At 64.6% G+C, this 12,661-nt stretch carries 12 protein-coding genes; 7 read left to right on the forward strand and 5 right to left on the reverse strand.

Annotated elements, in window-relative coordinates:
* The 4 genes from rimI (at position 1) to ACZO3G_RS04155 (ending at position 3,598) form a co-directional block, all read left to right on the forward strand.
* A complete protein-coding gene (rimI, locus tag ACZO3G_RS04140) occupies positions 1 to 450 on the forward strand; it encodes a ribosomal protein S18-alanine N-acetyltransferase (protein ID WP_101548231.1) in 450 nt (149 codons plus the stop codon).
* Complete coding sequence (gene tsaD / locus ACZO3G_RS04145) at positions 447 to 1,472, forward strand: tRNA (adenosine(37)-N6)-threonylcarbamoyltransferase complex transferase subunit TsaD (protein ID WP_276872807.1); 1,026 nt, start codon at positions 447 to 449, stop codon at positions 1,470 to 1,472. The genes rimI and tsaD overlap by 4 nt, the downstream gene beginning before the upstream one ends.
* A 218-nt stretch (positions 1,473 to 1,690) precedes the next feature.
* Complete coding sequence (locus tag ACZO3G_RS04150) at positions 1,691 to 3,460, forward strand: phosphoenolpyruvate carboxykinase (GTP) (RefSeq protein ID WP_121587223.1); 1,770 nt, start codon at positions 1,691 to 1,693, stop codon at positions 3,458 to 3,460.
* A 12-nt stretch (positions 3,461 to 3,472) separates the two neighbouring features.
* Positions 3,473 to 3,598, forward strand: a complete 126-nt coding sequence (locus ACZO3G_RS04155) for a hypothetical protein (RefSeq protein ID WP_256152454.1) — start codon at positions 3,473 to 3,475, stop codon at positions 3,596 to 3,598.
* 127 nt (positions 3,599 to 3,725) lie between these two features.
* On the opposite strand, the gene ACZO3G_RS04160 is transcribed toward ACZO3G_RS04155, so the two are convergent.
* Positions 3,726 to 4,319, reverse strand: a complete 594-nt coding sequence (locus ACZO3G_RS04160) for a hypothetical protein (protein WP_276872809.1) — start codon at positions 4,317 to 4,319, stop codon at positions 3,726 to 3,728.
* 111 nt (positions 4,320 to 4,430) lie between these two features.
* Positions 4,431 to 6,407, reverse strand: coding sequence for a LacI family DNA-binding transcriptional regulator (locus ACZO3G_RS04165; protein WP_276872811.1), 1,977 nt, complete (start codon positions 6,405 to 6,407; stop codon positions 4,431 to 4,433).
* 507 nt (positions 6,408 to 6,914) lie between these two features.
* Between ACZO3G_RS04165 and ACZO3G_RS04170 the strand changes: the two genes are divergently transcribed.
* The 3 genes from ACZO3G_RS04170 to ACZO3G_RS04180 are packed head-to-tail and all read left to right on the forward strand — an operon-like array spanning position 6,915 to position 10,126.
* A complete protein-coding gene (locus ACZO3G_RS04170; RefSeq protein WP_172439112.1) occupies positions 6,915 to 8,198 on the forward strand; it encodes a purine-cytosine permease family protein in 1,284 nt (427 codons plus the stop codon).
* A gap of 12 nt (positions 8,199 to 8,210) precedes the next feature.
* Entirely contained in the window at positions 8,211 to 9,494 is a 1,284-nt protein-coding gene (gene codA, locus ACZO3G_RS04175; RefSeq protein WP_276872814.1) for a cytosine deaminase, read from the forward strand.
* Between the two features lie 47 nt (positions 9,495 to 9,541).
* A complete protein-coding gene (locus ACZO3G_RS04180) occupies positions 9,542 to 10,126 on the forward strand; it encodes a CD3072 family TudS-related putative desulfidase (RefSeq protein WP_101548246.1) in 585 nt (194 codons plus the stop codon).
* Between the two features lie 69 nt (positions 10,127 to 10,195).
* On the opposite strand, the gene ACZO3G_RS04185 is transcribed toward ACZO3G_RS04180, so the two are convergent.
* The 3 genes from ACZO3G_RS04185 to fabD are packed head-to-tail and all read right to left on the reverse strand — an operon-like array spanning position 10,196 to position 12,498.
* A complete protein-coding gene (locus tag ACZO3G_RS04185) occupies positions 10,196 to 10,708 on the reverse strand; it encodes a shikimate kinase (RefSeq protein WP_276871511.1) in 513 nt (170 codons plus the stop codon).
* A complete protein-coding gene (gene aroE / locus ACZO3G_RS04190) occupies positions 10,705 to 11,547 on the reverse strand; it encodes a shikimate dehydrogenase (RefSeq protein ID WP_276871510.1) in 843 nt (280 codons plus the stop codon). The genes ACZO3G_RS04185 and aroE overlap by 4 nt, the downstream gene beginning before the upstream one ends.
* Before the next feature lie 33 nt (positions 11,548 to 11,580).
* Entirely contained in the window at positions 11,581 to 12,498 is a 918-nt protein-coding gene (gene fabD, locus ACZO3G_RS04195; protein ID WP_101548252.1) for an ACP S-malonyltransferase, read from the reverse strand.
* Between the last annotated feature and the right edge of the window lie 163 nt (positions 12,499 to 12,661).

Here is a 12,661-nt window from a genome sequence, read left to right on the forward strand (position 1 = left end):
ATGACCGGGGCGGACGTGGCGGGGGTGGCCGAAATCGAGGCGGAGTGTTTCTCCCAGCCGTGGAGCGGGCGCACCCTCGCGGGGGAACTGGAAAACCCCTGCGCGGTCTTCTTCGTCGCCCGCAGCGGAAGCCGGGTGGTCGGCTACGCCGGGATGCACCGGGTGCTGGACGAGGGATACATCGCGAACGTGGCGGTCACGGCGGAATTCCGCCGCCGGGGGATCGCCACCGCGCTCATGCGGCGGATGTTCCTCTACGCCCGCCGGGAAAAGCTCGGCTTTCTGACCCTCGAGGTGCGGGAGGGGAACCGCGCGGCCATCGCCTTCTATGAGAAGCTCGGCTTCGGCGCGGTGGGCCGCCGCCGCAATTTTTACGCCAACCCGGCGGAGGACGCCATCCTGATGACGGCGTTTTTGACGCGGGGGGCGCGGGAGGAAACAGCGACATGAAGATTTTAGCGATCGAAAGCTCCTGCGACGAGACGGCCGCCGCCGTGGTGGAGGACGGGCGCAGGGTCCTTTCTTCGGTCATCAACTCGCAGGTGGCGGAGCACCGCGTCTACGGCGGCGTGGTGCCGGAGATCGCCTCCCGCCGCCACTGCGAGAACATCGTGCCGGTGGTGCAGGGCGCGCTCGACGAGGCGGGCGTCCCGCTCGAGGGGATCGACGCCGTCGCGGTGACCGCCGCGCCGGGGCTCATCGGCGCGCTGCTCGTGGGGGTCAACTACGCCAAGGGGCTCGCCCTCGCGGCGGGAAAGCCCCTCGTGCCCGTCCACCACATCCGCGGGCACATCGCCGCCAACTACCTGGCCCATCCCGAGCTGGAGCCGCCCTTCCTCTGCCTCGTGGTGTCGGGCGGGCACACCCACATCGTCGAGGTGCGCTCCTACACCGAATTCCGCGTCGTCGGCCGCACGCGGGACGACGCGGCGGGGGAGGCGTTCGACAAGTCCGCCCGCGCGATGGGGTTCCCCTACCCGGGCGGCGTCTACATCGACGAGGCTGCCGGACGCGGCGACCCGGGCAGATATAAGCTCCCCAAGCCCCGCGTCGAGGGCGCGCCCTACGACTTCAGCTTTTCGGGGCTCAAGACGGCGGTCATCAACCTGCTGCACAACGCCGGGCAGAAGGGGGAGGAGGTCGACGCCGATTCGCTGGCCGCGAGCTTCCAGAGGACGGTCTGCGAGGTGCTGACCAGCCACCTCGAGGCCGCGGCGAAGGAGCTCGGATACCGCGTCGTCGCGGCGGCCGGCGGGGTTTCCGCCAACAGCGGCCTGCGCGCCGCGCTCGGGGAGATGTGCCGGAAAAACGGCTTTACGCTTTACGTGCCGCCCCTCTCCCTCTGCGGGGACAACGCCGCGATGATCGGCGCGCAGGGCTACTATGAATTCCTTGCAAATCCGCCCGCGGCGCTCTCCCTCAACGCCGCCCCGTCCATGGATATCGCGGCGGCATTTTCGGCGCGGGACTGACAAAATGCAGGAGGGAACTTTGCCCTCCTGCAAAACTTTGACGAAAAATTAACACAAATTCCAGAAAACCCATTGCAATTTCAAAAGGTTCGGTCTATAATGATAAACGTGGGAGATTTCGATTTTCTAGGGAAACTCCACAGAAAACCGACCAAATTCCCCCGCATTCCGGCATGGTTTTTATAAATTATTCCAAATACACCGAGAGGAGAACAATCATGACAAACAACAAGAATGTCCTCAACTGGATTGAGGAGATGAAGGCGCTTGTAAAACCCGACAAGGTTGTTTGGATCGACGGCAGCGAGGCCCAGCTCAAAGAGCTGCGCGACCAGGCTCTCGCGACCGGCGAGATGGAAGCTCTCAACCCCGAGAAGCTCCCGGGCTGCCTGCTCCATCGCACCGCCATCAACGACGTCGCGCGCGTCGAGGGCAGGACCTTTATCTGCTCCCGCAGGAAGGAGGACGCCGGCCCGACCAACAACTGGGAGGACCCGCAGGTCATGTACGCCAAGCTGCGCACCCTCTTCGACGGTGCGATGCAGGGCCGCACCATGTATATCCTCCCCTACTGCATGGGCCCGATCGGCTCCCCCTTCTCCAAGGTGGGCGTTGAGCTGACCGACTCGATCTACGTCGTGCTCAACATGGACATCATGACCCGCATGGGCCAGCAGGCGTTCGACCAGCTCGGCGACACCTCCAACGACTTTGTCCGCGGCCTGCACTCCAAGGCCAAGATGGAGGAGGAGAACCGCTACATCGTCCAGTTCCCCGAGGACAACACCATCTGGTCGGTCAACTCGGGCTACGGCGGCAACGTCCTGCTCGGCAAGAAGTGCTTCGCCCTGCGCATCGCCTCCTACCAGGCGAAGAACGAGGGCTGGATGGCCGAGCACATGCTCATCCTCGGCCTGGAGAACCCCAAGGGCGAGATCAAATACGTCTGCGCGGCGTTCCCCTCCGCGTGCGGCAAGACCAACCTGGCCATGCTCATCCCGCCGAAGAAATTCCAGGATGCCGGCTACAAGGTCTGGACGGTCGGCGACGACATCGCCTGGCTGCGCGTCGGCCCGGACGGGCGCCTCTGGGCGATCAACCCGGAGAACGGCTTCTTCGGCGTCGCCCCCGGCACCAACATGAAGTCCAACCCCAACGCGCTGATCTCCACCCAGAAGAACACGATCTTCACCAACGTGGTCCACAACCTCGACGACAACACCGTCTGGTGGGAGGGCCTCGACAAGAACCCGCCCAAGAACGCGCTCAACTGGAAGGGCGAAAAGTGGGACTGCACCGACGGCTCCAAGGGCGCGCATCCCAACTCCCGGTTCACCGCTCCGGCGGTCAACTGCCCCTGCATCTCCTCCGAGTTCAATAACCCCAACGGCGTGCCCATCTCCGCGATCATCTTCGGCGGCCGCCGCGCCAAGACCGCTCCGCTGGTCTACCAGGCGAGGGATTGGAAGCACGGCGTCTTCGTCGGCTCCACCATGGCCTCCGAGACGACTGCCGCCGCCGCCGGCGCCGTGGGCGTCGTCCGCCGCGACCCGATGGCGATGCTGCCCTTCTGCGGCTACAACATGGGCGACTACTGGGCGCACTGGCTCGAAATGGGCGAGAAGCTCGGCGACAAGGCCCCCAAGATCTTCAACGTCAACTGGTTCCGCACCGACGACGAAGGCCACTTCATCTGGCCGGGCTTCGGCGACAACATGCGCGTGCTGAACTGGATCATCGACCGCTGCGAGGGCAGGGCCGAGGCGGTGGAGACCCCGATCGGCTACGAGCCGAAGCCGGAGGATATCGACGTGGAGGGTCTCGGCGACGTCACCACCGACACCGTCAAGGACCTGCTGACCGTCGACAAGGCCCTCTGGAAAGAGGAGGTCAAGGGCATCAAGGAGTTCTATGCGAAGTTTGGCGACAAGCTGCCGAAGGAACTCGAAAGCCAGCTCTCGACCCTCGAAGCCAACCTCGACAAGTAAGGTGCCGTTATGATGAAAGAACTGCGGCTCTTCAACCCCTGGCGCGGGATCGCGGCCACGGCCCTCGTGGGCGCGGCCGCGGCGATCGCCGTGACGTTCGGCGTCATGGCGGCGCTCATCCTCCGCGACAAAAGATAGCTCTTTCAACGATGTCAAAAGGCCCCGGACGCAAAGCGTCCGGGGCCTTTTTGCGTCCCTCCGCGGGGGATGACGCAAAGAGCGCCGGGCGCATTCGCGCCCGGCGCTCTTCAGATGCTTGTGGAAGTCAGGCGCCCACGGGGATGCGGGTGAACTGGGAGCCCGGATGCAGGGAGGTATAGGTCTCCACGAACTGGTTGACCGCCGCGAGGATGGCCTTCTGGGCCTCCTGGCTCGCCTTGACCGACTTATCGTAGCTGGCCTTGGAGGGGGAGCGGGTCATCGCGGTGAAGCTGTCGTAGTAGGCGGCGGTCTTTTCCGCGGCCGCGGCGAAGAGCTTGTGGGCCTCCTGGTACTCGGCGGGGGCGGCGGCCGAAGCCAGCTCGGAGAGCAGGTCCCGGCTCGCGGCGATCTCGTCGCCGATTTTGCCGAAGGTGCGCTTGTCGCGGTAGTCGTAGCCCTTGAGCGCGCCGCCGAGGGCGGCGCTCAGCTCGGTGGCCATGTTCACATAGCCGAGCTCGTATTCTGCGGCGGTCAGCGCGACGGTAGGCGCCGCGGCGGTCGGGACCTGCTCCTCAGGGATGACCGGGGTCTCGTCCTCCACTTCCGCGGCGGCGGGCGCCGCCTCCTCGATGGGCTTGAGCAGGCGCTCGGCGAAGACCGGGCAGGAGAGGGAAAGCAGCATTGCAAACGCGATTACCGCGCTAATCCATTTTTTCACAGTCAGCACTCCTTTTGTCACAATTTTCCACACTTATTGTACCATTTGTGACCAGAATGTCAATGAACTGTGAAGAAATTTATAGGGAACCGGCGGAAATTTGAAGACCGCTCAGCGGGCGAGCAGCTCGGAGATTTCGCGGGGGAGACGGCGCTTGACCAGCTCCAGCCAGGATTTCTCGAGGTTTTTGGCGGTGACGACCGCCGGCACGGTGACGATGTGGGGCAGGGGCTGCTTGCCGAGCAGGCTGCACGCGCAGGCCAGCGCGGCGGCGCGCCCGGTCTCATAGGAGCGGGGGCAGCTGACCGCGGTGATGTTTTTTTCGGCCGCGAGCAGCTTGGCCACGCCGTAGTCGAGCCCCGCGGCGACGACCGCGATATCCGGGCGCGAAAGCTCGCGCAGCGCGGCGGCCGCGTCGGCGGCGAGCCGTTCGTCGCTCGCGTAGAGGCCGTCGATTTCGGGGTGGGCCTCCAGCAGGCCGCGGATGAGGGGGGCGTTCCCGCAGGGGCTGTAGAAGTCCCGCCGCGCCACCGTCTCGAGCTGGGGGAACTCCTCGGCGATGATGCCGGTGGCGGAGAGGTCGCGCTGCCGGGTACAGAAGGACTGCGCGCTGCCGTAGAGGAAGCCGATGCAGCTCCCGCCCCGGCGGAGCACCTCGGCGGCGAGGAGCTTGCCCGCGGCGCGGCCGTTTTCCGACTCGTTGGCCGCGACGCAGGTGTCGTAGGAGAAGGGCGGCATCGAGGCGGGCACGTCCCCCGCGAAGACCAGCCGGATGCCGCTCCGGCAGAGCTTGCGGTAGCGGTCGAGCTCCCGCCCCTCCAGCACGGGCAGGCAGACGATCGCGTCGGGGTGCATGGCGGCGAGGCTGTCCAGCTGGATCTTCTGGAGCTGCGCGTCCTGCTGGGCGTTGACGGTGCCGAGCACCCCGATGCCGAGCGCGGCGAAGCCGTCCCGCATCCCCTGCGCGAGCAGGCGGGAGGAGAGGGAGCGCTCGTCGTTAATCGAGATGCAGACCGAATAGCCGCGGTGCTGCACCTCCTCGATCTCCGCGTCGGTGAGCTCCAGCAGCTCGGCCCGCCCGGCCTGCGCGCCCGACGGGCCGCGCGCCAGCGTGCGGGTCGATTCCCCGAGGATGAAGTCGGCGGAGATCAGCCGGTGCCGCCGCTCGTTCCCGCCGAGGATGAGCTCGCGGATGCCGGCCACCAGCTCGCGCACCTTCATATCCACCCGCGTGATGTTGGGGAAAAAGACCTTTGCGATGTACATGTCGCCGATCGTGATGAGGGAGAGGTCCTGCGGGAACTGCAGGTCGTTGAGGCGGATGTAGTCCATGATGTGCATGGTGGCGCCCGTCTCGGCGGTGATGACCGCGGTGATTCCCGGATGCGCCTGGAAGCAGGCGCCCAGCTGGCGGACGAGCTCGTCCCGGCTGTAGGTGTCGTCGATCGTCCAGAAGTGGCCGTCGTCGAAGGCGAGCCCGTACTGGCGGCAGGTCTCATGCGCGGCGGAGAGGACCGACTGGTTGATGAAGGAGCTGCTCTGGCAGGCGAGGAAGGCGATGTCGGCGTGCCCCCGGTTGAGCAGGTGGCGGAGGGCGAGCCCCACGGCGTGGGGATAGTCGAAGTTGATGTAGTAGCAGTTTTCCCGCTCGGTGGGGATGTGGTTGATGAAGATCGTCTGCACCGGCGGCGGGGCGCCGCCGTCGTCCCGGATCTCGACCGAGTAGTGCACGATGGCGGTGTCGAGGTGGTAGAGGCGGACATACTCGAGGAAATCCTTCCACGCCAGGCGCTGCTCGGTGACGATCGCGACGATCCGCACCCGCTTGTCGAGCAGCTCGGCGGCCAGGCAGTCGGCGAGATCGGAGGCGTAGCTGCCCCGGATGCTGCTTAAAAAGATGCCGGCCACGCGCATCCCGCAGAGCTTCTGCCGGTGGGAGACCCGCAGCGGGGTGTAGCCGAGCTCCCCGACGGCGTGCATCACCCGGTCGGCAAGCTCGGGGCGCACATAGCGGGTCTTGTTGATCACGTGGGAAACGGTGGTGGCGGACACGCCGCTCCGCCGCGCCACGTCCTGGATCGTTATCATCTGCATCCCCCCTTTCCATGATAAACCGGCGGCGGGGCCCCGTCAATTTGAAAGGGAGCCGCGGTGAAAAATCGGAGCTTTCCAGTAAAGGGCAGGGGGGCGCTTTGTTCACAATGACCATCCGGCGGGTAAGAAATGGAACAAATGAAGTTAAATGCGCAAATAAAGATGTTTCGTTGTGATTCTACGAACCGGTCTCCGGTCTAAAACGCCGGATTTCGGCCGCCGGGCGGGAAAGCGGCCGAATAAAAAGTGCAATTTCCGATTCCGAATTGTGGTTTTTTCATATCCGTCAGGGCCAGATTGGGGGTATGGAAAATTAAATGCGCAAATAAAATGGGGATTTGAACGAAAAACCCATAAAAATCATGGAATATATTGGGAGTATTATACAAGCGTGATTTGACAGGCAAAATTCCTGCTGATACGATGGGTTCAAATGCGGGGGATCGGCAAAAAAAGAGACAGATTTGGCGATTCACCACAGAACGAATAAGGAGGGTTCCTATGAAACTGGAACGGGAAGGCATCCAAATCATCCCCGAATCGGAACAGAAAACCGGACTTTGGGACATGGCGTTCGTCTGGTTCTGCGCCAACGTGGCGGTTCCGCGCCTGCTGATGGGCGGCTCAATGGCCGGGCTCGGCTTCGCGCGCGCGGCCGCCATGCTGCTGTGGGGCAACGTGCTCGTCATCCTTCCGCTGCTCGCGCTCGGCGTCATCGGCTACAAGGTGCGCATCCCGACCATGGCGGCCGCCCGCATGACCTTCGGCATCAAGGGCTCCTACGTCCCCGCCATCGCCAACGCGGTTCAGCTGATCGGCTGGGGCGCGTCTGTCACCGTCGTCTGTGGCAGCTCGATCGACGCGGTGGTCTCCGCCATGACCGGCTACAGCAACATCACGCTCTGGATCATCCTGACCGGCATCGTGCAGCTGCTCATCACCGCCTACGGCTTCCGTTCGATCACCTGGCTTCAGCGGGTGTCGGTGCCGCTGCTGGCGCTGCTGTCGATCTACGCGGCCTACCTCATGATCAAAAACTACGGTTGGAGCAACCTCACCGCCTTCCGCCCCGAGAGCCCGATGCCCATCATGCTCGGCATCGACGTGCTCGCGGCCAACGCGTTCGCATGGGGGCCGATGGTGTGCGACTACACCCGCTACGCGAAAAACAAGTCCTCCTCCAGCGTGGGCACGCTGATCGGGTCCCTCGCGGGCGCGGCGGGCTTCATGTTCGTCGGCATGATCTCCTCGATCGTGACCGGCGACCCCAACCCCTCCTCGATGCTCGTGTCGCTCGGCCTGGGCGTCCCCGCCCTGCTCATCATCATCCTTTCGAGCGTCACCACCAACGTCATGAACCTCTATTCCTCCGCGATCTCCTTCGTCAATGTCTTCCCCAAGATCGAGCCGTGGAAGATCATCGTGGGCGGCGGCGTCGCGATCACCGGCGTGGCGGTCATCCCCAACCTGATCGGCCACTTCATCCAGTTCCTCACGATCGTCGGCTCGATCTTCGTGCCGCTGATCGCCATCCTGCTCGTCGACTACTTCCTGCTCAAAAAGCAGCAGGTCGACGCGGAACAGCTGCTGGTGGACAACGCCTCCTCCAGCTACTGGTATAAAAACGGCTTCAACGTCCGCGCGATCGTGATCTGGCTTGTCGGCGTGGCGATCTTCAACATCCTGCCCCACGTCGCCCCGACCATCGGCGCCACGGTCCCGACCTTCCTGCTGATCGCCGTCGTCTACTTTGCGGTCGAAAAGCTTTCGCCGCGCAAGGCGTAAGGAGGAGAGAAGATGCGGGAAGAACTGTTCGTCAAAAACGCCCGTCTGCGCGGCAGGGACGCGCTGCATGACATCCACATCCGCGAGGGGAAATTTTACCGCGTCGCGCCCGCCGGCGTGCTGGCCGCGCCCGAGGACGCGCGGGTGATCGATGCGGGCGGAAGGCTCGTGATTCCGCCCCTCTGCGACCCCCACCAGCATCTCGACGCCACGCTGAGCGTGGGAAATCCCCGCTACAACATGAGCGGCACCCTGCTGGAGGGCATTCAGATCTGGGGGGAGCGCAAGCAGACGCTCACCAAGGAGATCATCAAGGAAAACGCGGTCAAGGCGATCAAATGGGAGGTTGCCAACGGCGTGCTGCGCATGCGCACCCACGCCGACGCGACCGACCGCAGCCTGCTCACCGTGGAGGCGCTCGCCGAGGTGCGCGAGGAGATGAAGGACCTCGTGGACCTGCAGATCGTCGCCTTCCCACAGGACTGCGTCTTCACCTTCGAGGGCGGGACCGACCTGATGGAAAGCGCGATGCGGATGGGCTGCGACGTGGTCGGCGGCCTGCCCTACATCGAGTTCTCGCGGGAGGACGGGGTCGCGGACGTCAAGTTCGCCTTCGACCTCGCGGAGAAGTACGGGGCGCTCGTGGACATCCACTGCGACGAGAACACCGACGACCAGTCGCGGTTCGTCGAGGTGGTGGCGCGCGAGGCGATCGTGCGCGGCATGGAAGGCCGCGCGACCGCCAGCCACACGACCGCCATGCACAACTACAACAACGATTACGCCTTCAAGCTGATGGGGGTTTTGCAGCGGGCGAGCCTCAACATCATCACCAACCCCTATCCCAACTCGGTGCTCCAGAACCGGACCGACGGCTATCCCCGCAGGAGGGGCTGCACGCGGGTGGACGAGCTGCTCGCGGCGGGGGTCAACGTCTGCATCGGGCACGACGACCTGATGGACCCCTGGTACCCGATGGGCAAGGGCTCGATGCTCGGCGCGGCCAACCTGCTGATGCACACCGCGCAGCTCAGCGGCTACGACCAGATCGGCCAGCTGCTGGATATGATCACCGTCAATTCCGCCCGCACGATGTGCCTGGAGGATTACGGCATTGAGGAGGGCAACTCCGCCGATTTCGTGGTGCTCGACGCGGACACCCCCTTCGACGCGGTCCGCCTCACCTGCGAATGCCTCTATGTGGTCCGCCGCGGAAAGATCGTCTGCGAGACGGAGCCCGCGCGCCGCGAGCTCCGGTTCGGCGGGCGGACCGAAACCATCGATTTCAAGCTCTGACCGCCGGATACGGCGGAGAACCATAACATCTGGAAAGAAGGGTCCGTATGTCACTGCAAAGGGAGGATTCCCGGAGTAAAAAGATCATCTTCGTATCGAGCTGCCTGCTCAACACCAACAACAAGGTGCGCGACCTCGCGCGGTACGGCGGGTTCAGCCTCGACGTGGTCAAGATCCTGCACAAATACGACCTCGGCATGCAGCAGATGGACTGCCCCGAGACGCTCTACCTCGGCATCCAGCGCTGGCAGCACACCAAGAACCTCTACGACAACGTCGGCTTCCGCCGCTTCTGCCGCCAGATCGCGGTGCGCAACGTCGACTACATGGAGAGCTACGTGCAGATGGGCTACCAGACGGTGGCGGTGCTCTCCTGCAACGGCTCCCCGACCTGCGGCGTCACGCTGACCAGCCACAATGACGACTGGGGCGGCCCGCCCAAGGACCTCGACTACGGCGACGCGCTCGTCGAGGGTACCGGCGTCTTCATCGAGGAATTACAGAAGGAGATCATGGAGCGGGGCATCCTGATGCCGCCCTTCTACGGCCTCAACCTCGACGAACCCGCGAAGCCCTTTGAAAAAATCCTTTCCGAGTTCGAGCAGTTCATCGCCGACCTCATGGAAGCCTGAACCGGCGAACCGATCCTCAACGAAAGAAGCGCCCGGCGCGTATGCGCCGGGCGCTTCTTTTTTGTAGAATCAGAGGGCCGGCCCCCGCTCCGCGCGGATGCGCGCGACCGCCTCCGCGACCGCTTCAGGCCCGGCGGACGCGTCCGCGACGGCGTTCGCGGCGGCGAGATAGGCGGGGCGGCGGGCGTCGAAGAGGGCCCGAAGCTCCTCCGGGGAGCTGCGCCGCACGATCGGCCGGTCGCTGCCGCGGATGCGCTCCAGGCAGGCGTCGAACGGCGCGTCGAGAAAGACGACGAGGTCGCGCGGGGAGAGGACCTCCCGGTTGCGCGGGTAGGTCAGCGCGCCGCCTCCCGTCGAGACGACGCAGTCCGCGCGGCCCGCGAGGGCCCTGACCGCCTCGTGCTCGAGGTCGCGGAAACGCGCCTCGCCGTATTCGGCGAAGATGGCGGGGATCGCCATGCCCGCCTCCGCCTCGATTTCGGCGTCGAGGTCGGCATACTCCATCCCGAGCCGCCGGGCGAGCAGGGTGCCCACGGTCGTCTTGCCGCAGCCCATGAAGCCGCAGAGGATGATGTTGTTCATGGCGTTTGCTCCTTCAGCAGCAGGTACGCGGCCATCTCCTCGACGATCCTTCCCACGGCGCGGTCGGAAAACCGGGTGCCGTGCCAGATCTCGTGGGCGATCGCCGCCTGCCAGACAAGCATCTCCATGCCGCCGACCGCCTTGACGCCGCGTTCGCGCGCATGGCGCAGGAGCAGCGTCTCGGAGGGGTTGTAGACACAGTCGAAGACGGTGTCCACCCCGTCGAGGAGGGCGGGCGGCACCGGGCAGGCGTCCGTGTTCGGGTACATGCCCACGGGGGTGCCGTTGATGAGCAGCGAAAAGCGGCCGTCGAGGGCGTCGATGCCGCGCACCGAAAGCTCCGCCCCAAGCTTTTCCTGCGCCTCGCGCGCAAGCTCGGACGCCCTTTCGCGCCCGCTCTCCCGCACGGCGACCGTCACCCGCGCGCCCTGCCGCGCGCACTCGAGGGCGAACATCCGCCCCACCCCGCCCGCGCCGAGCACGCAGATGTCGCCCGCGATGGCGACGCCGTGCGCGCCCAGGGCGCGCAGAAAGCCGCCACAGTCGGTGTTGTCACCGACCAGGCGGCCGTCCGCGTTATGCACGGCGTTGACCGCGCCGAAGAGGCGCGCGGCATCGCCGAGGGAGTCGAGCAGGGGGATGACGGCGCGCTTGTGGGGGATCGTCACGTTGAAGGCGGCGAGCTCCCGCAGGGTATCCGCCCGGGACGCGAGCTCCTCGGGAGGAATATCGAGAAGCGCGTAGTCCGCGTCGAGGCCCTCCAGCGCGAAGAGGCGCCGGTGGATCTCGGGGGAGAGCGAATGTCCGAGCGGGTGTCCGATCAAAGCATACCGTTTCATAGGGCCCGGGCTCCTTATATCAATTGTCGGGAATTACAGGGTTTCGCGCAGCTTTTCGACCGCGCTGGGCTTCTCGATGTTGCAGGCGCTGACCTGCTTGAAGCCGCGCTTGATGAGGGAGGTGAGCACCTTGTTGGGGCCGAGCTCGATGAACATGTCGACGCCGTCGGCCACCATGTCGGAGACCTCCTCGTGGAAGTGCACGGGGGAGACGAGGTGCTGGATGAGGTACTGGCGCAGGTCGGCGTCCGGATGGATCTGCCGGCCGGTGATGTTGGAATAGAAGGGGATCGCCAGCGGGTGGAAGGCGACGTCCGCGATCGCCTCGGAGAACTCTTGCGCGGCGGAGGCCATCAGCTTGGAGTGGAAGGCGCTGGACACCGCCAGCTTCTTGGCCTTGTAGCCCATCTCGGCAAGCGCGTTGGCGGCGGCCTCGGCGGCGGCGTTTTCACCCGCGATGACCGTCTGGGTGGCGTTGTTGTAGTTGACGGGCAGGACGTAGCCGGGGGTCTCCTTGCAGACGCGGGCGATCGTCCGCTCGTCGCTGCCGAGGATCGCGTACATGCTGCCGGGGTTCTTGTCGGCGGCGCGCTGCATCGCGATTCCGCGCGCGGCGATCATCCGGAAGCCGTCCTCGAGCGAGAAGGCGCCCGCCGCGGTCAGCGCGGCGTATTCGCCCAGCGAGTGGCCCGCCACGGCGGAGGGCTCGCACATCTGGGAGACGACCGAATAGGCGGCCATCGAAACGGCAAAAATAGCGGGTTGGGAAATCTTCGTCTGCGCGAGGGTTTCGGCGTCGCCTTCGAAGGTGACCTTCGCCAGGTCGAACCCGAGCACGTCGCTGCCGCACTCATAGACGTTGCGGACCGACTCAAAGCTGTCGTACAGCTCCTTGCCCATGCCCGGGTACTGGGAGCCCTGGCCGCTGAATACAAAAGCTAACTTCGACATCAATAACCCCTCATTCCTATAAAAGTTGACCGTGTCCGGGCAAAAAAAGAAAATATTCACAAATTAATAGTTGACAAATTGGCCCGGTTGACGGTATGATAACAATCGAAATATAACAACTGTTACATTTTTGCCCATTATAGCACAAAGAAATTCATGATGC

Source organism: Anaerotruncus sp. (assembly GCF_057433415.1).

Coding starts and splice junctions, on each gene's coding strand:
- tsaD (WP_276872807.1), top strand. CDS start 447: ATGAAGATTTTAGCGATCGAAAGCTCCTGCGACGAGACGGCCGCCGCC.
- ACZO3G_RS04155 (WP_256152454.1), top strand. CDS start 3,473: ATGAAAGAACTGCGGCTCTTCAACCCCTGGCGCGGGATCGCGGCCACG.
- ACZO3G_RS04165 (WP_276872811.1), bottom strand. CDS start 6,407: ATGATAACGATCCAGGACGTGGCGCGGCGGAGCGGCGTGTCCGCCACC.
- ACZO3G_RS04180 (WP_101548246.1), top strand. CDS start 9,542: ATGTCACTGCAAAGGGAGGATTCCCGGAGTAAAAAGATCATCTTCGTA.
- codA (WP_276872814.1), top strand. CDS start 8,211: ATGCGGGAAGAACTGTTCGTCAAAAACGCCCGTCTGCGCGGCAGGGAC.
- ACZO3G_RS04170 (WP_172439112.1), top strand. CDS start 6,915: ATGAAACTGGAACGGGAAGGCATCCAAATCATCCCCGAATCGGAACAG.
- ACZO3G_RS04185 (WP_276871511.1), bottom strand. CDS start 10,708: ATGAACAACATCATCCTCTGCGGCTTCATGGGCTGCGGCAAGACGACC.
- aroE (WP_276871510.1), bottom strand. CDS start 11,547: ATGAAACGGTATGCTTTGATCGGACACCCGCTCGGACATTCGCTCTCC.
- rimI (WP_101548231.1), top strand. CDS start 1: ATGACCGGGGCGGACGTGGCGGGGGTGGCCGAAATCGAGGCGGAGTGT.
- ACZO3G_RS04150 (WP_121587223.1), top strand. CDS start 1,691: ATGACAAACAACAAGAATGTCCTCAACTGGATTGAGGAGATGAAGGCG.
- fabD (WP_101548252.1), bottom strand. CDS start 12,498: ATGTCGAAGTTAGCTTTTGTATTCAGCGGCCAGGGCTCCCAGTACCCG.